Genomic DNA, 24918 nt, shown 5'->3' on the forward strand with positions numbered 1-24918 from the left:
ATTAAACCTACTTGATTAATCGGAATAATTAGATTAAACTAACAACTAATAAAAGATTTCTAACACGGTAATAGAAATATCCAATTGGTCAACCAAAGGATACGGAAATGATTTTTTTCATTCATTTCTGTATCCTTTTTTATTTCTATAAAACAGGAGGGATCTTGTAAAAAATAAAATAGCAAACTTATCCCACTGGTCAACCAAAGGATATGGAAATGATAGTTTCTTAATCATCTCTGTATCCTTTTTTATTTATCACATTTTAAAACAAGGAGTGTTTATTATGGGTCATCCATCTATTTATCCAACAGGAGCAACTGTTTTTAATCCTCAAAAAGCTTGGAGCGGTTACACGATTTTTCAAGCAGCCGATCATGGCGCCTTATTAATTGATATGAATGGAAAAGAAGTTCACTTATGGAAAGGGCTTCGCGGGTTTCCGAATAAAGTGCTCCCAGGTGGTTATGTTTTGGGGCATACAAAACAACGGGATCCTAAATTTAGTTTTCAAGATGAAGCAGATTTAGTTCAAGTAGACTGGGATGGTAATATTGTTTGGAAATTTGACGGGCTTGAGTACATTGAGGACCCCGGTCATGAACCACAATGGATGGCGAGAGCCCATCATGATTACCAGCGTGAAGGAAACCCCGTTGGATACTATGTTCCGGGATTAGAATCAAAAGTAAACAGCGGAAATACCCTGATTTTAGCTCACCGAAACGTCCATAAGCCTGAAATCTCTGACAAACCACTCTTAGATGACGTTATCGTTGAAGTTGATTGGGAAGGAAATATCCTTTGGGAATGGTCTGTAAGTGATCATTTCGATGAGCTTGGATTTGATGAAAGTGCCAAAAATGTTTTATTCCGTGATCCGAATTTAAGGGGCTTCGGAAATGATACAGACGGAGATTGGATGCATATTAACTCCATGTCTACAATTGGACCTAATAAATTTTACGATCAAGGTGACGAACGATTCCATCCCGATAACATTATCTGGGATGCCCGAGAATCCAATATCATTGCGATTATTGATAAAAAGTCAGGAAAAATCGTTTGGAAACTTGGACCGGATTATTCGACTCCAGATGTGAAGCATATCGGATGGATTATCGGGCAGCATCATGCCCATATTATTCCGCAAGGCTTGCCAGGTGAAGGAAATCTGCTTGTATTTGATAATGGCGGCTGGGGTGGTTATGGTAATCCGAATCCTGCATCTCCTTATGGTATAAAAAATGCGGTTCGTGACCACTCAAGAATCTTAGAAATCAATCCAGTAACACTTGAAATTGAATGGCAATATACCCCTACGGAAGCTGGGTTCCAAGCACCACTAGATTCATACCGGTTTTACAGCCCGTATATCAGTTCAGCCCAAAGGCTTCCTAATGGAAACACGCTGATAACGGAAGGAGCAGACGGCAGAATATTCGAGGTAACACGCGAACATGAACTTGTTTGGGAGTATATCTCCCCTTATAAAAACGGTCGAAACTCCAATATGGTTTATCGTGCATACCGCCTGCCATACGAATGGGTGCCACAGCTTGAAAAACCAGATGAAAAGGAGATTGTGCCTCTCGATGTGGCAACATTTAGAGTACCGAATGCGGCAGGTATCGGCACCGATTCCGTCGTTTCGGTTGCAGGTACCGAAGAATCTTATGAAGAAGGAGCACTTTGCGTTGCAAGAATAGATGAAACCATTAAACGCCAAACAGATAATAGCTAAGGGGCTGAATAAAATGAAAAAGATAAAATCTTCTATTATTCTATTTTCTATATTTACTAGTTTACTAATAGCCGGATGCTCTAACTCCTCGAATCAAAGTTCGGGGAGTGCAAAAGCAAACGGCAAAGAATCCAATACCATTCGAATGGCCATCGATACAGCTGCAGGAGGCTCGCTTCAATTTAGGCAAGCCGAAAAACAAGGCTTTTTTAAACAACAAAATGTCGATGCTAAGCTTTCCAATTTTGCCATGGGCGTAGATACGATCAATGCTGTTTTAACAGAGCAAGCAGATACCGGCATTGCCGCTGATTATGTTGCCATTAATTCATTGGCAAAGGGAGATTTGGTAGTAGTAGCAACCCTAACGAGAGGAAATGAAAAGACTCAAAAGGCCAATCAACTGCTTGCAACTGGCAATATTAAAAGCGCTGCTGACCTAAAAGGAAAGAAAATAGGAGTCAATAAAGGAACCGTTAATGAATACGTTTGGGCGCAGTATCTGAAAGCCCATGATTTAAGCGAAAAAGATGTCACCTATGTTCCTTATAGTACACCAGATGAAGCGATTGTTGGTGTGAAAAAAGGAGATATTGATGCAGTATGGGTGAGCGGTGCCCTTTTAGAAAAATTTAAAAGCATTAGCGGTGTTCATCAAATTGATGATTTAACTGGAGCTGGAGTAACGATTGATAGTTATCTTCTTGCTAAGAAATCGTTGGTTGAAGAAAATCCTAAAGCCGTTGAAAATGCATTAAAAGCCCTCAACGAAGGGGTCCAATATGTTCAAGATCATAAAGAAGACACAGCCAAGCTTGCATTTGAACAACTAAAACTACCAGAAGACGGTGTTTTAAAGGATCTTGATAGAAATAATTATGTTCTCGGCTTTACCAAGGAAGATGCTGCCCATTTAGAGGATATGAAAAAGTGGATGGAAGATAAAGGGATATTGAGCAAGTCTTTTAATTTGGATGATAAGTTGAGTTTAGATCCACTTAAAAAGGCATTACCTGAGTCTGTTAACTATTAAGAAAAGCATAAGTGCCTTGATCAGCCCTGTCCAGCATAAGACCAGCCGCCCGAAAGGTTGCTTTTTAACCTTTTGGACAGATTGGCTGTTGACCATCCAGGGCTAGGCGCTAGTGCTAGACAATTCTCAAAGTCCAAAACTTTTATACTATTAAAAAAGGAGGGGGCCTTATGAATACTGCCCTTAAAGAAATTGAAAATCCCCCAGTAATTTCTATTTCTGGGTTATCTCAATCGTTTAATGGGAATTCTACCTATATTTTAGAGAATGTAAATTTAACGATTGAACGCGGTGAATTTTATATCCTGCTAGGTCCCAGCGGCTGCGGAAAGTCAACACTGCTTAGCATCATAGCAGGATTTATTAAAAATACGGCTGGAGATATTTTAGTAGATAATGAAAAAGTCCATAAGCCTGGTAGAAATCGTGGCGTTGTCTTCCAGCAAGCTGATTCCGCCCTCTTTCCGTGGTTAACCGTTAAAGAAAATGTGGAGTTCGGGTTAAAAATGGAGAAAGTTCGAAAAACCATTCGGGAGGAAAAATCCTCCTCCTTTATTGAACTTGTTGGCTTAAAAGGACATGAAGGGAAATTTCCAAAGGAACTCTCTGGAGGAATGAAGCAGCGTGTCCAATTAGCACGGGTGTTAGCCAATGACCCTGATATTCTACTAATGGATGAACCTTTTGGCGCTCTAGATGCCATGACCCGACGAACGATGCAGCAAGAATTGGTGAGAATTTGGAAAGAAACGAATAAAACGATTATTTTTGTTACCCATGACATTCAAGAAGCACTTTTACTTGGTCAAAGAGTTGGTGTTATGTCTGTTGGTCCTTCTTCCAATATCTCTACAGTATATGAAATTCCTTTAGCCTATCCAAGAGATTTCACAGACAAAGAATTTCATCATCTTTATCAACAAATCCAATCACATTTTGATTAAAAGGAGGGAAAAAGAAGTGTACGCACAAAGAAACGAAATAAAAAGAAACCAAACTTCCATGCCGAAAATTCGATTCCAGTTTTCTCTTATAAAACTGATCTTAAAGAGTGGCTTGTTAGGCTGGCTAGTAGTCCTTTTGATTTGGAGCATTGCTGCTGCCCTTTCTGATCCCCAGTTTTTGCCGAGTCCATTAGTCGTTTGGCAAGGCGCGGTGGACCTTAGCAAAGATGGATCCTTGTTCTATTTCATGTGGGCCAGCTTTTTAAGGGTGATTATTGGTTGGACGCTAGGGAATTTGATTGCCATCCCAATTGGTTTATTGATTGGTCGATTCACAGGTCTTAGAGTTTTGCTCGATCCGATTATCAACTTTGTTCGCTTTATTCCTCCCCTTGCCTTTATTACCTTATTCATGCTTTGGTTCGGAATTGGTGAGCAATCCAAAATCTTTTTAATTATGTATGCCACCTTTTTTATCGTAATCATCAATACGATTACTGGCGTCCTGTTTGTGGAAGAAGATAAAATTCGTTCCGCAAGAAGCATGGGAGCATCAGAAGTGCAAATCATGTTCCATATTATCATTCCTGCTTCACTACCCTATATCTTCACTGGAGCTAAACTTGCAATGGGCTCCTCCTTCATGGCCATCGTGGGAGCTGAAATGGTTGCCGCGAATGAAGGGATTGGCTACATGATTTGGAATGCAAGACTCTACTTTAAAACCGACTGGATCTTCGTCGGCCTCGTCACACTTGGCTTAATGGGCTTTTTCATGGACCGGGTCCTAACCCTAATTGGGAAAGTCGTACTCAAACGATATCAAGTCGTCAAAAAGTAATAGAATCATGGGGACGGTTCTCCTGCTTCCGGAAGCAGGAGAACCGTCCCTTTGATTCCTTCACTTCAATCTAACTCTAAGAATTCACTTATTCTATCAACATAGCGATCTTTTGAATAGGTTCTATATAAACTACTGGATAAGCGGATAGGATCACCAAAAAAGTATCGTTCATAATGGGTTTGTCTTGTACCAAATGAGCTCATAGTAAGATCCCATGCCAAGCGGAAGACCTTAACTCGGTTCTCAGCCGTCATACATTGTGCTTGGAGATATTGGTCCAGGTCTGCCCTAATTTCAGAATCAAAGGCTTTCTCGCTTGGTAATGACACCATCCCGCTAGCCCCAATCAATTGAACAATTTCGCTGAAACGGGGATATATTTGCGGGAAAATGTTACAGGCTACCTGCAGGGGCATCATACTAGGACGCATCAACCCCCACTCATCTATTTCTGCATCATTCTCTGACTTTTCTAACAGCGCTTTCAACGTTTCAAGACCTACAATGATTTCGGATAGTTTCCCATGAATATGTTGATACTCACTTACATTTATCGTTTGGACCAGAAGTTGAGCCACGCCAAGGATAAATTCTGTTTTAACGATTTGTCTTGTGACAACTTGATGGTAAGCAAAGGTATGAAAGGAACTTCGATTCATGAAATCTATCGCTGCTTCCACGTTATCGTAGAAGAATACTCGATCCCATGGGACTAGTACATTATCAAAAACAACAATCGAATCCATTTCCTCATAACGAGAGCTAAGCGGATGATTAAAAGATGATTCTCCCCCCACAAAAGACTCTCTGCCAATAAATTTTAATCCTTTTGTATTGGAAGGAATGGAAAAGGCAAAGGCTTCATCGGTATCAAGAAATAAACTTGGAGCCGAAATGACCAACACCTCATCCGTTAAACCACCTTGAGTAGCAAGTAACCGAGCCCCTTTTATGACAATTCCTTTTTCATTTCGATCGATAACCTTAGCTGAGATTGGCTGGTCAGAGTATTCCAAATAGCCTTGGGAACGATTTACTTGGGGTGTAATAAATGTATGTGTGAACGAGAGGTCTTCATCCATGGCTCTTTCATATAGGGATTGAATATTTTCAGGGAAGCAATTTTTTCTATTTTTTAATAGGGGTGCTGATGAGGCGAAACTCATAATTGCAGTATTCATATAATCCGGACTTCTTCCCATTAATCCATGGGTAGAAAGCGCCCATTGTTCAATCATCTTTCTTCTACTCTTTAAATCTTCTTTTGTTTTTGGCTGCAAATACGACATGCCAATCGGTTCTTCTTTATTTGGTAAAAAGAAAGTCATCTCCGGTTTAAGAGAAGGGTCATTTTGCAAATCATAAAGAGATGCCTTTGAGTTCAGTATCCCTTTAAAGGCAGGGTGCTCAGATATTTTCCCCTTGACCTTTTCCCCATCAACCCAAATTTCATTTTTCATCTTATTTAAACGATCAATAAACTCTTTTCCATTAATGATTCCCATTTTCTCCTTACTCCCTTATGTGAGATACTTCCAAATCGTACTAGCATAGTTAGTCTTATTTTATTGAAAGTAAGGACAGCTTGTTCCTGTTGGAAAAGCCTTGTTTTAAAATGGGTGAAAACATGGGAATCATGGGGACGGTTCTACTGCTTCCGAAGCAGTAGAACCGTCCCCATGATTCGTCCCCATGATTCCAAGATTCTAAATATCCCATTTGGCCGCATGGAATAACGTGCTGCCACCCTCCGCAAAGAAACGAATTTCTCTGCTGTCTGTTTTAGGGAAAATCCGGCTCGTAAATACTTCTTCTCCATCATTGATAAAAATTTCTACAGAAGAGATATCCACAAATAAATGAAACTTAATTTTAGGGGCATCCAGTGAACACTTCCGTTCTGTCCCGAATGCTTCCCCGACCGGTGCCCCAGAATGAGTCCGATTTAATACAATCTTTTTCTGGCGTGCATCATATTTAAGAATGGTTCTTTCATTATCTCCTGCTCTGAACTCTATACCAAATTCATCCGCATCAAAATCTTCAAATTCACAAACCATTTCAAAGGTCGTTCCAGTGAAATGATTATACACCTTCTTTTCCTGGTCCAAGACATCTCGAATCTGTTGTTGTTCCTTACGGAGAGATTGAAGTTCCTTTACTGGCTGTTGGATTAGTTTGTCACCGCGAATCGTTACTTCCCTGGGTAACGTCAAGCAATGGGCCCAACCGCTTTGATCTGTCGGATAATCAATTTCCGGCAATCCCATCCACCCTATTAAAATTCGGCGGCCGTCTGGTGCTATCATTGTTTGTGGAGCATAAAAATCAAAGCCTCTATCTAACTCCTGAAAAGCATTATGCGTAAATGTTCGATCCTTTACATCCAAGCGAGTACCAAGAAGATAACCTGATTGATAAATATTATGGTAATGATCGCCATCCGGTTTTAACCCCTGAGGAGAAAAAATCAAGACACCTTTATCCTGCAGTACAAAATAATCTGGGCATTCCCACATATAGCCAAACGAAGGTAAATTGGTCTGGACTTCCCCTGCAAATTCCCAATGAAGTAAATCTAATGAGCGATACAAAACTACACAACCAGTTTCATTTTCCCGCTGTGCACCAATGACCGCATAAAATTCCTTTCCTTCTTTCCAGACTTTAGGGTCACGGAAGTGGTCCGTATAACCAATCGGCACCTTATCAATCACAGGCTCCGACGACTTTTCAATTTTCCCTGTTTTATCCATAGTGGCAAGGCATTGATAAGGGTGTCTTCCCCATTCCTCATCACGGGCATTGCCGGTATAAAGTAAATGCAATTTCCCATCATGTTCGATGGCACTTCCTGAATAAGCACCATGGCTATCGTAGCGATTAGATGGTTCAATTCCAATCCCAACGTTCGACCAATGAACCAAATCCTTTGACTTCGTGTGATACCAATACTTCAACCCGTGTACTGGTCCAAATGGAAACCATTGATAAAATAAGTGATATTCACCGTTATAGTAAGAAAAACCATTTGGATCATTCAATAGACCTGTTTCAGGTTGGATATGAAAGGTTTGCCGCCACTTACATTCCATCACTTCCGAACGCAATTTCAATAATTCTTCCTTGCTGGCATCCTCTATTTTTCGATAACGCTGTTCCTTAGTCCATTCCATGCTGTCAAACTCCTTTAACCAATAAAGGAGAATCATCTGATTCCCCCTCATCCTGATTGATTTATGCTACTGACTTCTCAATATTCACATTATTTTTTTTAGCATCATACTTCGCTAATATAAGGGTAACAGTAAAGGCTACAGCTATCGAAATGACCATTCCAATCACATAATATAGAATGGAACCAGGCTTCATTGAAATGATTCCAGGAAGACCCGCAGCTCCTAACGCAATCGCTTTTACCTTAAAAAATGTGACAAAGCCTGAAGCGACACCAGATCCAATAATCGCTCCTATAAACGGATATTTCAGTTTTAAGTTGATTCCGAACATCGCAGGCTCAGTAATACCTAGTAGTGCTGAAATTCCTGAAGCTGAAGCAAGACTCTTAAGCTTTTTATCTTTGGTCACAAGTAATACTGCAAGAGTTGCCGCACCTTGAGCTACGTTAGACATCGCCGCGATTGGGAAAAGAAACGATCCACCCGTTTTGGCGATATCAGAAATAAGTTGTGTTTCAACAGCCACAAAGCTCTGATGCATACCTGTGATTACGATTGGTGCATAGAATAGCCCTAAAATTACACCGCCGACAAATCCTGTTGTGTCATACAGCCAAACAAGTCCATCCGTAAAGAGGTTGCCAGCTGTCCTCATAACTGGTCCTACAAGGGTAAAAGTTAAAACAGCCGTTACCAAAATCGATAATAGTGGTGTCAATAGATTATCTAATGCAGAAGGAATTACCTTACGTAAACTAATTTCAATTTTTGCTAGAATAAAAGATGCGGCTAACACGGGTAACACTGTGCCTTGGTATCCTACCTTTTCAATATCAAATCCGAGTATATGCCAGACGGGTACTTTATGATCCACTAAAGCGGCTCCGTAGCTATACGCATTTAACAAATCCGGATGCACCATAATCATGCCAAGAGCGGCTCCTAAATAAGCATTTCCGCCAAATCGTTTTGTTGCAGAAAACCCTATTAATACTGGTAAAAATACAAATGCGGCATTCGCAAACGTATTAATCATCGCCGCTAGGTCGGCAATTCCTGGGTTGGCATCGATTAAAGACTTTCCATCAATAAATAAATCTTTAGCTGTAAGTAAGTTATTTAATCCCATCAATAGACCGCCCGCAACAATGGCTGGAATAATGGGAACAAAAATATCAGAAAGCAGTTTTACTAATTGCAATAATGGGTTTTGTTTTTTCGCCCCAGCATTTTTCACCTGACTCGTTGTCATCTCATTTATCCCTGTAAGATTTACAAGCCGTTTATATACTTCATTGACAATCCCCGAACCTAAAATAATTTGAAATTGTCCAGCTGTAGAAAACGTCCCCTTGACCGTCTCAATAGCATCTAATGCTTCTTGGTTTACTTTTTCTTCATCATGTAATACTAAACGGAGTCGAGTAGCACAATGTGCTGCAGCTGAGACATTTTCTTTACCGCCAATTGCTTCCAAAATAGCTTTAGCTATCTTTTTGTGGTCCATGATTCATTCTCCTTTGTTATAGGTTTTTTAGTATGTTTCCCCAAATCATTGATAAATTTTCTAAAAATAGAACCGGTTCCATTGAGGGTTAAAAAAAGAGGTTCACAAGTTTTGGAACCGGTTCTATTTTTATGTTTTGAAAAACGGTTCTTTTTGGAACCGATTCCAAACATATTATAATTTATGATTCGCTAATTTGTCAACGCTTTCTCGTTCAATTATTTTATGTTTTGATACAAGAAGGGGAGTTAATTCTTCATTATTAATTAATTTCACCATACTTTGGGCAGCCAATTGTCCTGCCTCTTTATAGAAAAACTGAACCGTTGTTAAGCTGGGATGGATAATCTCTGTTACATCATATCCTCCAAATCCGGTAACGGATATGTCTTCTGGTACTCGAATCCCTTTTAAATGGGCAGCTTTTATAACTCCGAGCGCTATGTTGTCGGTGGCACAAACTAGGATAGAAGGATTGAACTCATCAATAATTTCTGGTGCTTTTCTAATCGCTTCTGCCATCCTAAAGCTTGTCTCATAATATTTTACTTCACAGTCACCGGCCTCTTGAATAGCCTTTTTAAATCCTTCTTTTCTGTTTACACCGACTGCAATATCGTTTTCTGTCACACCTAAAAAGGCTATTTTCCGATGTCCTTTGGCCATTACATATTTGCCAATATCATAGCCAGCTTCAAAATCGTTATGAATGACACTATATACATCTTGATGCTGCTGCCCAACGAGGAGAATGGGTATTTGCAATGTCTGGAAAGCTTCGATGTGTGTATCCGTGATTTGGGTGGCTAACAAGATAATACCCGCCACTTTTTGTCTGGCCATCGTATATATATTTTCAATTTCTCGTTCTAGATCCTGACTCGTGTTGGAAATGAGCATTTGGTAATTCAGTTCTCTTAGCTGTTCGTCTATTCCTATTAAAGTTTGCGAGGTAGCATAAGAATCAAGCCGAGGGACGATTGTCCCGATAATATTAGGTTTCTTAGCCTTTAAGCTTTGGGCAAATGTATTGGGAACATAACCTGTTTCTTTTATTACTCTTTCAATCTTTTTTTTAGTTAGTTCACCGACAGACCCACCATTTAAATACCTAGAAACCGTACTTTTTGCAACACCTGACAAACGGGCTATGTCTGCAATGGTCTTCATATCTTCATCCCCATTTTCATCTGAACAATTCTCTTTTTCATTTTCTTATTTAGTATAAAAGCTTTTTTCCCTTTAGGATAGTCATTTAGAATGTAAAATAATCAGGGGAAAATCATGGGGACGGTTCTACTGCTTCCGAAGCAGTAGAACCGTCCCCGTATTTTCTTTATGGAATCAAGAGAACCGTCCCTATGATTCCACCCATGATCCTATGACAATATAATCCAGCTATTAGCAATATTGTCCATGCTTTTCCTAATCTGTGATTTAGAGTAGCGGTTTATGATTATTATGTAAGCGATTCCACTAATAAAGAAAGGAGCAACTTTAAATCTAGAAAACTACATAGTTTCTTAAGTTCTTGAATGAAACTAAAAAAATCTCAATTATGAAAGAAGAGGGAAAAATGAAGAAAATAAAAAAAATTGGACAAACTTCATTAGTTTTAGCCCTGTCAGCAGCTATGCTTTTCTCTGGCCCCATGATGAAAAAGACAGTCTATGCATCTAGCGGAAATCTTGAAACTCCTGCTACAAAAGCAGCTGCTTCCAAGGTAGCAAAGCAGATTGAAGATGAAGGAATTGTGTTACTGAAGAATGTAAAAAATACTCTTCCATTAAAAGCACCAAACAAAAAAGGGATTAAGGTGAATGTCTTTGGCACTGGTACCATCGATCCTTTCTACGGCGGAGGCGGATCCGGTGCGATAAAGAGCGATAATATTGTTTCTTTTTATAATTCACTCGATGCTGCAGGAATTAGTTACAATTCCAATTTACACGAAAAATATAATAATTGGTATGCTGAACATAAGACTGACGGTACCTCTAGCGGCGAAGGAGGAGCAACCGGTATGTTCCTAAGTTCCGCCGCACATGCCGAGATGCCAATGACGGAAATCTCTGGTAGTGACTGGCAATCGTATCAGGACTACTCTGATACAGCTGTAGTCATGATAAGCCGCTCCGGCAGTGAAGGCTCAGATTTAAAAAAGAATGATTTAAAACTTCAGCAAAATGAGGCCGCAATGCTGTCAAAAGTGACGGCAAATTTTAAAAATGTAATCGTATTATTGAATATCAGTAACACACTCGAAATGGGCTGGCTGTCACAGGATGAAACACTTACCTATTCAAATTCAAATGGTATTCAGACTATTACTACTGCACTGGGTGATTCAAGTAAAACCTCCACAACAAATGCACCTGCATATTTTATTGATTCCAGCAAAATTACATCCGCAGCAATCATATGGTCCCCCGGCGAGGTTGGAATGAAATCCGTAGGAGAAGTCCTAACTGGAGCAGTGAATCCTTCCGGTAAGCTTGCAGATACCGTTGCGTATGATGTCGAATCAGCTCCTTCCTATCAAAACTTTGGGGACTATGCTTATGCAGATAATGCGAATTCTGCAAGGAAGTATTTTCATGTAGATTACAAAGAGGGGATATATGTAGGTTACCGCTACTATGAGACCTTTGGGAAGCAAAAAGAAGTTCAGTATCCATTCGGCTATGGCCTTTCCTATACAAACTTCTCTCAGCATGTCGTCTCATTTGACCAGAACCATGACACCATTACTCTTCAAGTTAAAGTAAGAAATACTGGAAATACAGCTGGCAAAGATGTAGTAGAAGTATATTATTCTGCACCTTGGAAAGCTGGACAGGTCGAAAAGTCTTCGATTGACTTAGCAGCTTATGCTAAGACGAAAGAATTACAGCCTGGCGAAGCACAGACACTAACCATTCAATATGCTACAACCGATATGGCTTCCTATGATAAAAATGAAGGCGATGGCGCATATGTAATGGATACAGGCAAGTATGAAATTATGATTGGATCAGATGTGGAACATACCACTTCAGTAGGAAGTTATAATCTTGCCAAAAAACGTGTCCTAGATAAAGATAATAAAACTGGAACCACCATTAAAAACCTTTTCCAAAATGACACAACATATAAGGGGATGACAACTTTATCAAGAGCTTCAACTAAAGCTACTTATCCTGCATCTCCAAGTGGAAATGAAACTTTAGCTGATTATGGTGTGGATCCGAGCACCATTCATACCCTTCCGACCACAACATCAGATAAAACGAATGCAGCGAAACAAGGCGTTTCCTATGATAAGGTCATTACGCTTCAGGACGTATACAAAGATCATTCTCTTTGGGACAAATTCCTGGATCAGTTAACTTTAGATGAAATGATCGACTTAATTGCCAATGACGGTTACCAAACAGCAGGACTTGATAAGTATGGCATTATCGCAACTACCGATAATGATGGACCTGCTGCTGTTAAAGGGACGAATGGATTTAACTATACCGATTCAGGTGTGGCTTGGCCAGTGGAAACCGCTGTGGCATCAACCTGGAACACAAATCTTGCTAAAGACATGGGTGTAGCTGTAGGTCAAGAAGCAAAAGATCTTGGCACACAGGTTTGGTATGCACCGGCTATGAATACTCATAGAAGTCCAATGGGCGGACGTAACTTTGAATATTACTCCGAAGACCCAGTGATTGCAGGTAATACGGGGGCGGCTGTGGTTGCTGGAGCAAAAAGCAAGGGGCTCGTCGTGACCATCAAGCATTTTGTAGCGAATGATCAGGAAACTCACCGTGATGATAATGGTGTCTTTACTTGGGTAGATGAACAGGCTCTTCGTGAAGTCTATTTGAAACCTTTTGAAATAAGCATTAAAGAGGGCGGCGCCATGGGCATTATGTCATCATTTAATAGCCTTGGGCAAACCTGGGCTGGTGCAAGCAAACCTCTATTAACAGATCTTGCTCGGAAAGAATGGGGCTTCAATGGCTTTGTTGTCACTGATTTCTTCCAATATACATGGAAAACTAACACTAACTATATGAGTCCAGTATTGGCTGTTTATGCTGGTAATGATGCCATGCTCTCAGGCGTATACGCTTGGCAAAAACCTGATGTTATTGCAACCATGACAGCTCAATACAATCAAGACCCCGTAAACTTCGGCAACGCAATGAGAACAGCAGTAAAGAATATATGTACAATGAAAATGTCTACCTCTAAATTTACAGATTCTCTCACAAAATAAAATCATGGGGACGGTTCTACTGCTTCCGAAGCAGTAGAACCGTCCCCATGTTTCTTTATGGAATCACGAGAACCGTCCTCATGATTCCACCTTTATGAAGCAAGAGAACCGTCCCCGTGATTCCTTTTGAATTTGACTGTAAAGAATGTTAAGGTTGCGGCTAGGAATAGGCTGAAGAATACCACAATATATCCGATATTTTCCCACATGAATCCATAGTCTCCGCTTGAGATGACTGCCCTGAAGCCTGATATGGTATAAGTCATTGGCAAGAAATGTGATATTTGTTGTAAGAATTTTGGTCCTAGTTCAATTGGGTACGTTCCCGCACTGCCTGTTAATTGCAAAATCAAGATAATAACGGCTAAGAAACGTCCTGGATTATCAAGTGCTGTAACTAGGAATTGAATGATAGCCAAGAATGTCCAGCTAGTAATGATGCTTAACATAATAAAATATGGAACACTTTTGACTTCCAGTCCGAGACCTAACAACATGACCGCATCGACGAGAAGCGCCTGACCAATTCCTACGGCTAAAATCACCCCTGCTTTTCCCAAGAACCAGCTAAATCCGTTCTTTGGTTCTGAGGCAGGATTAAACATCGGAAAGATTACAGAGAGCATCAGTGCCCCGACAAAAAGACTTAGTGATATGAAATAAGGTGCCAATCCACTGCCGTAGTTTGGAACATGATTCATCTTATTATTCGTAAGATTTACTGGCTTTGCGAACATATCATAAACGCTATTGTTTGCTTTTACATCACCCGCATCCTTCGCTCCATCAGCCAATTGGGTGCTCAACTTCTTCGAACCCACCGCAAGCTGATCCATTCCACTCGTTAATTCCTTAGATCCGCTAGTAAGGCTGGACATCCCATTATTTAGTTCTTGCCCACCCGTAGAAAGCGAAGTAGTGCCATTTGATAATTGTTTCGCTCCTTGTGCCAGCTTATTTGTCCCATCCTGTAACAGTACCGCCCCGGATGCTAATTGCCCTAATCCAGATGTTAGGTTGCTTGAACCATTCACAATTTGGCTAAATCCTGTTTGGGCTTCATCGAGCTTCGTGCCAAACTGGGCAAGTCCTTGTGTGATCTGTCCTTGACCTGTTACTACCTGTTTTGCCCCGGCTGATAATTGATTCACACCATCTGCTAATTTCTCTTGTCCTTGATTTAACTGATTAGCGCCAGATGCTAATGAATCAGAGCCTTGCTTGATTTGTGCTGCACTGCTAGACAAAGTGCCTACGCCGGCAGCAACCTGCTGGCTGCCTTGCGATAATTGTGACAAACTGTCCTTTAAAGCACTTAATTGTGCCTTTTCAGTTGGATCAGTTGTACTATCCACCATACTGCTTACTTGGTTGAGCACCTGTTGCAGACCAAGGCTTACGGTATCAGCCCCAGACTTCGTTTGATCCGCTCCTGTTTTCCAGTTTTCTAAGGAAGCCGAGAGCTGTGAAGAACCATTTGCAAGCTGTTTGGAACCGTTCTGCAGACTTGGAAGATTTTCTGCAGCCGAATCTAAGCCTTCTGTTAATTGCTTTGTCCCGGCCTCTGCTTGAGATGAACCTGCTTCCAGCTTCGTATTAGCCTCTTTCATTTGTGTGAGCCCAGAGCTGAATTGCTGTAATCCACTTTGAAGTTGCTGCGAACCAGATAAAGCCGATTCAACCCCATTTGAAAAAGCAACTGATTTTTCTGCTAAAACTTCCAGGTTTTGCTTGAACTCTTTAGCACCGGAATCAACTGTTTTTGCACCATTTGCTAATTTTGCTGCTCCGCTGCCGGCTGCTATAATTCCATCCTCTAATTTACCGGCCCCATCTTTGGCATCAGCCACGCCATTAGTGAGATCCCCGGCACCGTCACTTGCTTTATTTAATCCATCAGCGACATCTTTTAAACTATCAAACATTGATTCTGCATATGTTTTTGTTACGGAAGCCGACACTTCTTCTTTTATCTTTTCGATGGCTGAATCGCCAATTTTTGAAGACAAATAGTTATTGGCTTCATTAACGGTATACTCCAGATTCAGTTTTTGAGGATTATCACTTTGTAATGTCGTCGCATTTTTCGAAAAATCCTTTGGAATTTCAATTTCTAAATAATAATCCTGTTTTTTTAAACCTTCTTTTGCCTTGCTAGCACTTACAAATACCCAGTTAAAACTTTTTTTCTCTTTTAAATTCTTTACTAAATTATTACCAATCGCTAACTTTTCACCCTTGTACACGGCACCCTGGTCGTTATTGACAATGGCTACAGGCATTCGATCCAAGTGGGCATATGGATCCCAAAAGGCCCATAAGTAAGTTCCACTATAAAGTACCGGAATCGTCATCACACCGATAATAGCAATCAGCAATTTGCGTGTGCGTAAAATTTTCATAAATTCACTTTTAACCGATGTGAAAGCTTTCAACTTGTTCACCTCATCTATTATTTTCATCCTCATTGACTATAATATTCATTTGGTCATTTTTATGAATAAAAAAAGACTTTTAAAAAAGTAGAAAATGAGGTTTATCAGCCCTTTGTTTCGAACATCACCCTTCAATTGACTATTTTAGCATTTTGGTCACTTATTAATCTGTGTTATTTTATCACAACTTATTTTGAGTTTCAACTGCTTCATTGCGAAAAGACCTCGAAAGATTTCGAGGTCTTTTCGCAGATGTTAATTTTCGGATTGTGTTAATTGTTTCTTTTTTCTTAATAAAATTAAATAGTAGAATATATAGTAAGCAAACATAATGAGTAATAATCCCGCTGACCAAGAACTTCCAACAGCTGCACTAATATTTTGGTAACCATTTACTTGTTCTGGTGAGACAGTGGTTGTAAGGATACCCGATGTGTACATCCCATAAAAGCGATAGATTAATCGAGCTAAAAAAATAATGGTGACCGTACTGCCAATCCATATATTTGGACGATAATACAAATTTTTTTCTCTTTTTTCAAAGATGGTTAATCCAGCTCCATAATACGCAAGAAGAATACCAAGTAAAATCCCGACAACATCTGAGATTAAGCTGATTGGATGCATAAGTCCGACTGATAAAAAGACTAGCCCAATAATAAATAAAATGCACGTCCGGATAATCAATTTACGGGAATGCAACTCCTGCCAGCCAATGTTTCGACGCACCCGTCGATAAATCGCAAATATTACAATTGCAATAATGATAACAATAGAATACAAATGCTGAGTCATTCATTCTTACCTCCTATTAAAATATCTTCATAAATTAATATTTTGTTGGATAAGTCCATATATAATCATAGAACATTTATTGGTGAATCATAACCTATATTTTTAAAAAAATATCCAGAAAAAAACAGGTATAATGAAAAAAAGGAGTGATTGGGTTGAGTTTGAAATTACGGGGACATCATTTATTATGCGTTCACGGCTTCCGTGGTATGGGCTACAGTCCCGAATTTGTAAAAAAAATGAGTGAAATTGTCGGGCAAGTCCGAGATGATCAAATAGACTTCCCTATCCAAGTGGCAGCCGAATTAGATGATACCTGCTGTACCTGCCCCCATAAGGGAAAAACCACCTGCGAAGCTGGCGTTGGATCCAATGAACATGTCCTAACAATGGACCATAATGTTATTCGACAACTGGATTTAATCGAAGGAGCCATTTATAATAAATCCTATTTAGTTCAAATAACAGCTGAAAAAGTTGAGCCAGATGATCTGGATTATTTATGTAAGGGATGTTCCTGGCTATCCTATGGCGTTTGCAAAGAGGGGATTGCTGATTTACGGGAGAAATATGTAAAAAAGTAATCTAAAACGAGGTTATTATACGATGGCTTCTTTTAAAGAATATTTATATTAAAATCCCCAAACCTTTAAGATTTGGGGATTTGCTTTACTTACGGGTTATAGCCCTCCGCAGGATGGGTTTGCTCCCTTTGTTTTTGCTGACTTTGAGCCTCTTTCGTTACTGATTCAAGTCCATAACCAGTCGAACTTATTTCAAGGTTGTCTTTTTGGTTCTTTTTAGATGTTGGATTAAGATTAGGATCGTAATTATTTATGTCCATTTGCTTCTCCTTGAACTTTTAATGAATTTATTATGTGCCATCCGTTGGCTTTCTATAAATAACCCATCACAAAAAATTGACAATTAATTTACAATTGGATTATCGTCCGTTTACAAACCTTCCCTATACTGTAGGTAGAAAGTAATTATTTGTGGAGGTGCCAGAAATGCTCGAATTTCTAATCCGCCTAGTCATCTTAATCCCACTATTCACCATTCTCTGTCCTTAAATCCCCCACCCCATATCTCCAAACGCTACATCAGCCAAATGTCCCATACATGCTACTCCTGCCTAAAAAAATCGAAACTGACAGGGACAAAAGTTTAGCCCCGGCATAATATGTTAGTACTATGGCATATTTAAATATTTATACTCATATACTTGTAAAACATTTTCACTAGAAAGGGGTGTCTGGACCTATGGATATTTGCATTTCTTGTGGAAAAGAATTATCAATTATGGAGAGAAATAGGACTGAATGCTGGGAATGTAGAGATACAACAGTAGAAGCCTATACAGATGATGAGTAATTAGCCCCGAACCCATCTGTCCCTTTATTTTTCATAAGAAAGAGAAGCCCGGTGCCATTAAACCCGGGCTTTCTAATTTTAAAAAACAACGATTATGAAATAAGCATCGGTGATAAACTAAGTGGGAGTTTATGGATGAAGGATGTGTCGTTTATGGATTTTGCTCAAGCTCAGGATACATTAACAATAACTGAGTGGATACTTCGAGCAATCGTAGTTTTTATTTTTTTACTGATTGTAGCAAAAATTCTAGGGCAGCGGACCATCTCCCAATTAAGACTCCTTGATTTCGTGATCGCATTAGTCATCGGAAATATTATTGCCCATCCTTTATCTGACGACCATCTTAATCTCAAGGGTTCTATGACCACCACAATTGTATTGGCGGTGTTATATCTTGTTGGTATTTATCTGAACCTTAAATGGACATGGTTTAGAAGGCTGGTTAACCATTCTCCAATCACGCTCATTCAGAACGGTGAAATTCTATTTAAAGGATTAAAAAAGGCAAGGATAACCGTTGATGTCCTATTAGACGAAATGCGCCAACAACAGGTTATTGATCTACAAAAGGTAGCCCTTGCAATCTGGGAAGCAAACGGAAAAATTTCTGTTTTTATGGATCCAAAACACGCGCCGCTCACACCAGCTACCTGCCAAATGAAAACAGACCCATTTGAATTGCCCAGAACAGTTATAAAAGAAGGCAGATTTAATTTAGAGGAGCTAAAACAAATACATAAGGACGAGACCTGGGTTATTTCGGCTTTAGAACGTGTATATCATACGGAAGTCAAAAATGTTCTGCTGGCAACCCTTGATTCGAAGGATAATCTGAAGGTTTTCTTATATAACTGAGCAGCTGACTCAACAAGTGAGTCAGCCGCTATACTAGACTTTACTTGAAATCTCTTTTGCCATAAGGCTCTTTATTGCATTGGGTTTGAGAAATCATTAATTAAAATTTGCACCTCGTCCTTTTCATGAACAATCCCTGGTCTTTCAACTGCACAAACAATTCCCCGCCGCTTATAGCCTGCTTTGACAAACCTAGCCGCAAGTTTCTCATGGCCTTCATAATGCTTTTGGATTTCTTCTCCTGGAAATATACAAGGCATATTTTCTCCCATACAAATTAAGCCGGTACCACTCGGGAATAGAATTCGTGACCCTTGCGTGAGTTTTGTTAATTCAGGGTAGCCCTTAACCAACAGATTTGCACCCAACCACTCTGGCAGCACGGTTTCAACTTCTAGTTCCTTAGCAATTTGCTCTAATTCCTCCTCCGACACCACTGTAATCTGCCGACGATTTAGAATCTCCGTTCCTCGAGGATACATAGGCTGTCTCGTATCCGCCTTACTAGTGATTCCAAAATGGCGGTCGCCTCTAATTCCGCCGAATTCAAAGACCGTTTCGGGAATCCGTCTTGTCACGAATGTTTCTGGAAGATCGGCAATTAATAATGCTTGAATCGTTGCCTGTGCTTTTTTCAAAACATAACCCCATTTCTCTGTCACATAAATATTGCCTTCATTTTACCATTAATGCTTCACCAAAACATGCCAATTGATTTTTACAATCCTCTGCCAATACAATGAAGCTATTATAATAAAAGCGAAGAGGAAAAAACTATGTACATTTACCGTGATTACCCGGAATTTTCCTGGTCCAATTCCAGGCATAAGACCTTTTTAGAGTGTGTCCGGAAGTATTACCATCAATATTATGAAGCCCATAATGGCTGGGAATATGAAGCCCCTGAAGAAAACAAAGCGGCTTACCGACTGAAAAATATTAAGAACATCCCGCTCCTTTTGGGAGATGAAATCCATAAGGTGATTGACCGGCAGCTTAAGCTTTTTCTTGATGGCAAAAGACTTTTTACTGAGGATGAAATGATTGCCCTTGTAACGCAGATGCTTAATAAGGCTTATCTTGACTCCACTAAGTTTCGTCAGCATTGGTTTCATAAGCCAAAACGTTATCAGATGCTCTATGAAATTTATTATGGGGATGGGCTTAGCCCTGATGTGATTGCCTCTGCAAAAACGAAGCTGCGTTTATGTGTTAGCAACTTCTTTAAGAGCAAGACATATCAAGATATTTTGACGAAACTTGAAATGCATGTTCTCCATTCAGAGGATTTTCAAACTTTTGAAGTAAACGGTGTGGATGTGTTTGTTGTTCTGGACTTTGTTTATAAGGATGTTCACCAGGAAAAATGGATTGTCGTGGATTGGAAGACAGGAAAAGAGTCCGAGGAAGACCGGAAACAGCTGGCCTTCTATGCCCTGTTTCTTTCACAGCAGCACAACATCCCAATTGAAGACATCATTTTACGGAATGAATATTTGTTAACCGGCAAAAGTCTGGAATATAAATTAACCCAGTTCGAGATCAACGCTGCTGGGCAACTAATGAACGACAGCATTTACCACATGTTGGGCTATCTCGAGAATCCTGCTAGAAATAAGCCTTTAAACATAGACCAATACCAGATGAACACATCAAACAAATGTCAGCGCTGCAACTTCAAAGAAAAATGTGGAGTTTAAACTACTTAAACAGTAGAAATGGTGACAGGCACCATAATAAAAAGTTCTATAAAGAAACATGCTAATAGTAAAACTATTACATGTTGAGGTGTATGTATGCGTAGAAGCGTGATTTACGGGTTATTTTCTTTGGGTTTAGGCCTTATTTTATTTGCTACAATGCGTCCCTTTTTCTTGGATAAAGGCGAGCAGCGGAACAATACGATCACCGAGACCAATAACACTGGCAGACTCTTTCAAGTGCAAAATGTACAGCAGCGAAATGGAAATATACAACGAATTAATATGATTAAGGCCAACCATCAATTGGTACAAAGATTAAACAACAGCCCTTCCATCAAAGTAATCAATCATAACAAGAAGGATAAAAGCCATTACTACAAGAATGAAATCGTCGTAAATTTTAAGACCATCCCACCCCAAGAAAAAATAAATCAGTATCTTAAAGATATTAATGGGACTTTAAGGGAAAGACATGAAACCGTTTATAACTTCAAATCCAAAAGCCAAACAACCAATGAGCTTGAAAAATATTTTATCCAAAAGCAATCGGTTGAATATGCAGAACCCCATTATATCTTTTTGCCAAATGAAGTAAATGACACTTATTATCAAAGCTATCAATGGAATTTACCTGCGATTGGAACTGAAAAGGGTTGGAATATGACCCGCGGTTCCAAAAATGTAAAAATTGCTGTAGTCGATACGGGGGTGGATCTTGATCATCCCGACCTCGCCCACCGTTTAATAGCCGGCTATAATGCCATCGACAATAACAATAACCCCGATGACGATAATGGTCATGGCTCACATGTCGCTGGAATTATTGCAGCGGATACCAATAATGGGGAGGGCATGGCTGGGATTACATGGTACAATCCGATTATCCCTGTAAAAGTCATGGACGCTGAAGGAACGGGTGGTTCCTTTTACGTCGCAAAAGGAATCCGTTGGGCTGTGGATCATGGGGCTGATGTGATTAACTTAAGCCTTGGGAATTATCAAAGCTGTGACATTTTAGAAAGCGCCATCGACTATGCCCTTGAAAAAAATGTTGTCGTCGTCTCGGCTGCTGGAAACGATAATACCAGCCAACGCAGCTACCCCGCTGCCTATCCAGGTGTCTTGGGAGTGGCGGCCGTTGATTCGGATGGAAAGCGTGCAAACTTCTCGAATTTCGGGGATTATGTGGATGTTGCTGCACCCGGTGTTGAAATCCCTAGCACTTTCTCAAATGGTGAATATGCGGCTCTTTCCGGTACCTCCATGGCGGCACCACATGTTGCCGCTTTAGCCGGTCTAATCCGTTCCATTAATCCGAACCTAAAAAATACAGATGTAACGAAAATCATCACCAGCAGTGCCCAAGGATTAAATTCAAACAAGAAAAGTCCCTACTTTGGAAATGGTATCATCAACAACCTTGAAGCATTGCAAATGGCGGCGAAAAATAAAAAATAGTCCCGCATTTTAAAAGAGGCTGAAACAATCAGCCTCTTTCTTTTACTTCAATTATATTTAGATATTTTTAATCCACTTTCTTTCTCCCACTCTGCATATAATACTTCTTTATATTCCTTAATGTTGCTTTGTGATAATTGCTTTTGAAGCCAATCTTCTGTCAATCCCGCTTCTTTAAGATTAGGGGCGATTACTTTTCCATCCATGATAAAAGCAAATGGCAAGTTCACTTGTTTTACTGGTATTTTCAAATCCTTTTTCGTCGGAGCCCCATAATCATGTTTCGGGGCCACACTAATTTGTCCGTCCCTCTCTAAGATGACATACTCCGCTTCAAAGACAGAAAAATAACCCTGCTTTCTTAGCAGCTGTTGCAGCTGATTTAAATCAACATGGTTCTTTTTTAAGTTTTGATAGAGGATTTGCCCGTTCTTAATCAATAGTGTTGGTTTGCCTTCAAACACTAACCGAAAGAATGAAGAAACTTGTGTTAATTTTTCTACAAGGTAAATTAACAGCCCCCAAATGACTACCGTAAAGACGATTATTGGTATATTAATCTTATCATCAAATACGGCATCCCCTACGAAATTCCCCATAACCAATCCTGTAATAAAATCAAATGGGGTAATCTGCGAAAACTGAATTTTCCCTAAAAATTTCAATATCACAAGAAGCGTTAGAAAGCCGACAATCAATTCTATAGCTATGTCTAAGTACATTTATTTCTCTCCTATTAGTAGTCCTTATTCTTCTCATATATATTGTTGCCAACACCTAAGCTTTTTTATGATGGGTCTATACTTTAATATCGAAAAATAAATTAACGAAATATTTACAAAAATTAAATATCTTTATTACTTTAGATGTGGTATCTTTTATATAATTAAGTCCCATTGGAGGAAATAATTTTTTGACAAACTTATATGATAAATTATCAATCGATCATTTAGCTCAATTTTACTATCATATTAATAACAATATAGCTAAAGGCATCCTTTCAAAAGCAATGTTCAATGAAATTATACTCATTAAAAAATCAGTCATCAAAAAAGGATTTCGTATCGCAGATATTGATCGATTTTTAAAACATCCCGTTAATTGAAATTCGATTAATAAAAATAATGGGCTGAACCTTTATAGATCAGCCCATTAAATTCTATTAATATGGATCAGAAGGATTTCCCATTTCTTCAGCTTTAGAAACGGCTTCCTCCATCTTGGTATCCACATCCGTTCCCGCCTTATCAAGTCCCTCTTTAACTCTTCTTCCGTATTCTTCATCACATTGGGTAAAGATTTCGACCATTTGCTCTTGGATCACTTTTCGACAGGTCGATAAAGCACCTACTAGATTAGAGATTAATTCGTTACGTTCCCAGTCACTAAATCTTCGATAGGTTTCGCCAGCCTGTCCAAAATTGTTCTCACGAGAAATCTTTTCCCTTTTTACATTCCCTTCAATGTAGGGCTCATGTTCTTTCCCAGGATTTTGGGCCTCTTTTAACCCTCCAATGATAGAAGGCTCATAATTAACATGTGGATTCTTATTTTTACCGAAATCTGTTCTATAATCCATTTGGCCCCCTTCTTGATTGGTAGCCACATGTTTCTTAGGACGATTAATCGGTAATTGCAGATAGTTTGAGCCTACACGATAACGTTGAGTATCGGAATAAGAAAAGGTCCTCCCTTGAAGAAGTTTATCATCTGAGAAATCTAAACCATCCACCAATACTCCTGTACCGAAGGCAACCTGCTCTACTTCCGCAAAATAGTTTTCCGGATTTTTATTAAGAACCATTTTTCCAACCTTATGCCATGGATAATCTTCTTTATACCACAACTTCGTTGGATCAAGCGGATCAAAATCTAATTCGGGATGTTCTTCATCTTCCATAATTTGAACATAAAGTTCCCATTCCGGAAAATCTCCGCTTTCAATCGCCTTATACAAATCTAAGGTAGCATGATTAAAATCTTTCTTTTGGATTTCATCTGCTTCTTTTTGCGTAAGGTTTTTAATCCCTTGAAGTGGTTCCCAGTGATATTTTACCAATACAGCTTTCCCTTCTTCGTTGACCCACTTATATGCATGTACACCGGACCCTTGCATTTGCCGATAATTTGCAGGGATTCCCCATGGTGAAAAAACAAACGTCACCATATGGGCTGATTCAGGACTTTGTGATAAGAAATCAAATGTCCTTTCAGGGTCTGCCACATTTGTCACTGGATCTGGACGGAAGGCATGTACCATGTCTGGAAACTTTAATGGGTCACGGATAAAGAAGATTTTTAAATTGTTACCCACTAAATCCCAGTTTCCATCTTCAGTATAAAACTTAATGGCAAACCCTCTAGGATCACGTAAGGTTTCCGGAGAATGCCCACCATGAACAACCGTCGAAAACCGTACAAATACGGGTGTCTGAACCTCCCTGTTTGTAAACACTTTTGCCCTCGTATACTTCGAAATGGGTTCACCATTTACAGTTCCATAGGATTGGAAGTAACCATGGGCACCGGCACCCCGGGCATGAACGACACGCTCAGGAATTCTCTCACGGTCAAAATGGCTTATTTTTTCTAAGAAATCATAGTTTTCTAATGTTGTTGGGCCTCTATTTCCTACAGTTCGAACACTTTGGTTATTCGTTACAGGATGCCCCTGCTGGTTAGTTAATGTATCTTCAGATTCAATGTGTGAGTTTGGATTCTTATTCATAATACTCCTCCCCAATATTTAACAACATTAGTGAGTTTCTCCAAACTACAAAGTCAGTATGTAT

21 protein-coding genes are annotated in these 24918 nt (G+C 39.6%); 10 read left to right on the forward strand and 11 right to left on the reverse strand.

Going from position 1 to position 24918, the window contains the following annotated elements; genetic code table 11:
• The first annotated feature begins 286 nt into the window (after positions 1-286).
• The 4 genes from JOC76_RS01830 (at position 287) to JOC76_RS01845 (ending at position 4562) form a co-directional block, all read left to right on the forward strand.
• On the forward strand, positions 287-1744 hold the full coding sequence (locus JOC76_RS01830; RefSeq protein ID WP_205175617.1) for an aryl-sulfate sulfotransferase: 1458 nt from the start codon (positions 287-289) through the stop codon (positions 1742-1744).
• Positions 1745-1757: 13 nt separating this feature from the next.
• Positions 1758-2777, forward strand: coding sequence for an ABC transporter substrate-binding protein (locus tag JOC76_RS01835; RefSeq protein WP_205175619.1), 1020 nt, complete (start codon positions 1758-1760; stop codon positions 2775-2777).
• Positions 2778-2947: 170 nt separating this feature from the next.
• Positions 2948-3721 carry an ABC transporter ATP-binding protein gene (locus tag JOC76_RS01840; RefSeq protein ID WP_205175621.1) on the forward strand — a complete coding sequence of 258 codons (774 nt, stop codon included), beginning with the start codon at positions 2948-2950 and terminating at the stop codon, positions 3719-3721.
• A 58-nt stretch (positions 3722-3779) separates the two neighbouring features.
• Complete coding sequence (locus tag JOC76_RS01845; protein WP_205175732.1) at positions 3780-4562, forward strand: ABC transporter permease; 783 nt, start codon at positions 3780-3782, stop codon at positions 4560-4562.
• Between the two features lie 65 nt (positions 4563-4627).
• On the opposite strand, the gene hpaB is transcribed toward JOC76_RS01845, so the two are convergent.
• From hpaB to JOC76_RS01870, 5 genes are all read right to left on the reverse strand, one after another.
• Positions 4628-6070, reverse strand: coding sequence for a 4-hydroxyphenylacetate 3-monooxygenase, oxygenase component (gene hpaB / locus JOC76_RS01850; protein WP_205175623.1), 1443 nt, complete (start codon positions 6068-6070; stop codon positions 4628-4630).
• 201 nt (positions 6071-6271) lie between these two features.
• Positions 6272-7741 (reverse strand): glycoside hydrolase family 32 protein, encoded by a 1470-nt coding sequence (locus tag JOC76_RS01855; protein ID WP_205175625.1) that lies wholly within the window; start codon positions 7739-7741, stop codon positions 6272-6274.
• 61 nt (positions 7742-7802) lie between these two features.
• On the reverse strand, positions 7803-9251 hold the full coding sequence (locus JOC76_RS01860) for a sucrose-specific PTS transporter subunit IIBC (protein WP_205175627.1): 1449 nt from the start codon (positions 9249-9251) through the stop codon (positions 7803-7805).
• Positions 9233-9424, reverse strand: coding sequence for a RuvC family protein (locus tag JOC76_RS01865; protein ID WP_205175629.1), 192 nt, complete (start codon positions 9422-9424; stop codon positions 9233-9235). The genes JOC76_RS01860 and JOC76_RS01865 overlap by 19 nt, the downstream gene beginning before the upstream one ends.
• A 1-nt stretch (position 9425) precedes the next feature.
• Positions 9426-10421, reverse strand: a complete 996-nt coding sequence (locus JOC76_RS01870) for a LacI family DNA-binding transcriptional regulator (protein ID WP_205175631.1) — start codon at positions 10419-10421, stop codon at positions 9426-9428.
• A 406-nt stretch (positions 10422-10827) separates the two neighbouring features.
• On the opposite strand from JOC76_RS01870, the gene JOC76_RS01875 reads away from it, so the two are divergent.
• Positions 10828-13503 carry a glycoside hydrolase family 3 N-terminal domain-containing protein gene (locus JOC76_RS01875; protein ID WP_205175633.1) on the forward strand — a complete coding sequence of 892 codons (2676 nt, stop codon included), beginning with the start codon at positions 10828-10830 and terminating at the stop codon, positions 13501-13503.
• 92 nt (positions 13504-13595) lie between these two features.
• Here the strand turns inward: JOC76_RS01875 and JOC76_RS01880 are convergent, their stop codons facing one another.
• Positions 13596-15905 carry a YhgE/Pip domain-containing protein gene (locus tag JOC76_RS01880; RefSeq protein ID WP_205175635.1) on the reverse strand — a complete coding sequence of 770 codons (2310 nt, stop codon included), beginning with the start codon at positions 15903-15905 and terminating at the stop codon, positions 13596-13598.
• Positions 15906-16193: 288 nt separating this feature from the next.
• A complete protein-coding gene (locus JOC76_RS01885) occupies positions 16194-16733 on the reverse strand; it encodes a CcdC protein domain-containing protein (protein ID WP_205175637.1) in 540 nt (179 codons plus the stop codon).
• A gap of 155 nt (positions 16734-16888) precedes the next feature.
• Between JOC76_RS01885 and JOC76_RS01890 the strand changes: the two genes are divergently transcribed.
• On the forward strand, positions 16889-17317 hold the full coding sequence (locus tag JOC76_RS01890) for a DUF1284 domain-containing protein (protein ID WP_372441888.1): 429 nt from the start codon (positions 16889-16891) through the stop codon (positions 17315-17317).
• A gap of 89 nt (positions 17318-17406) precedes the next feature.
• Here JOC76_RS01890 and JOC76_RS01895 read toward each other — a convergent pair whose 3' ends face one another.
• Entirely contained in the window at positions 17407-17577 is a 171-nt protein-coding gene (locus JOC76_RS01895) for a hypothetical protein (protein WP_205175639.1), read from the reverse strand.
• A gap of 683 nt (positions 17578-18260) precedes the next feature.
• On the opposite strand from JOC76_RS01895, the gene JOC76_RS01900 reads away from it, so the two are divergent.
• Positions 18261-18965: a DUF421 domain-containing protein gene (locus JOC76_RS01900; RefSeq protein WP_205175734.1), complete on the forward strand. Its 705-nt coding sequence runs from the start codon at positions 18261-18263 to the stop codon at positions 18963-18965.
• Positions 18966-19036: 71 nt separating this feature from the next.
• Here JOC76_RS01900 and JOC76_RS01905 read toward each other — a convergent pair whose 3' ends face one another.
• Positions 19037-19627: an MOSC domain-containing protein gene (locus JOC76_RS01905; protein WP_307784676.1), complete on the reverse strand. Its 591-nt coding sequence runs from the start codon at positions 19625-19627 to the stop codon at positions 19037-19039.
• A 114-nt stretch (positions 19628-19741) separates the two neighbouring features.
• Here JOC76_RS01905 and JOC76_RS01910 point away from each other — a divergent pair, with 114 nt between their 5' ends.
• Both JOC76_RS01910 and JOC76_RS01915 read left to right on the forward strand, forming a co-directional pair.
• A complete protein-coding gene (locus tag JOC76_RS01910) occupies positions 19742-20665 on the forward strand; it encodes a PD-(D/E)XK nuclease family protein (protein ID WP_205175640.1) in 924 nt (307 codons plus the stop codon).
• Positions 20666-20761: 96 nt separating this feature from the next.
• On the forward strand, positions 20762-22126 hold the full coding sequence (locus JOC76_RS01915) for a S8 family peptidase (RefSeq protein WP_205175641.1): 1365 nt from the start codon (positions 20762-20764) through the stop codon (positions 22124-22126).
• A 47-nt stretch (positions 22127-22173) separates the two neighbouring features.
• Here the strand turns inward: JOC76_RS01915 and JOC76_RS01920 are convergent, their stop codons facing one another.
• Positions 22174-22848 carry a DUF421 domain-containing protein gene (locus JOC76_RS01920; RefSeq protein ID WP_205175642.1) on the reverse strand — a complete coding sequence of 225 codons (675 nt, stop codon included), beginning with the start codon at positions 22846-22848 and terminating at the stop codon, positions 22174-22176.
• Between the two features lie 191 nt (positions 22849-23039).
• Here JOC76_RS01920 and JOC76_RS01925 point away from each other — a divergent pair, with 191 nt between their 5' ends.
• On the forward strand, positions 23040-23231 hold the full coding sequence (locus JOC76_RS01925) for a hypothetical protein (protein ID WP_205175643.1): 192 nt from the start codon (positions 23040-23042) through the stop codon (positions 23229-23231).
• 57 nt (positions 23232-23288) lie between these two features.
• Here the strand turns inward: JOC76_RS01925 and JOC76_RS01930 are convergent, their stop codons facing one another.
• Complete coding sequence (locus tag JOC76_RS01930; protein WP_205175644.1) at positions 23289-24854, reverse strand: catalase; 1566 nt, start codon at positions 24852-24854, stop codon at positions 23289-23291.
• Positions 24855-24918: the final 64 nt, after the last annotated feature.

It is taken from the genome of Neobacillus cucumis, assembly GCF_016908975.1.
GTDB lineage: Bacteria > Bacillota > Bacilli > Bacillales > Cytobacillaceae > Neobacillus > Neobacillus cucumis.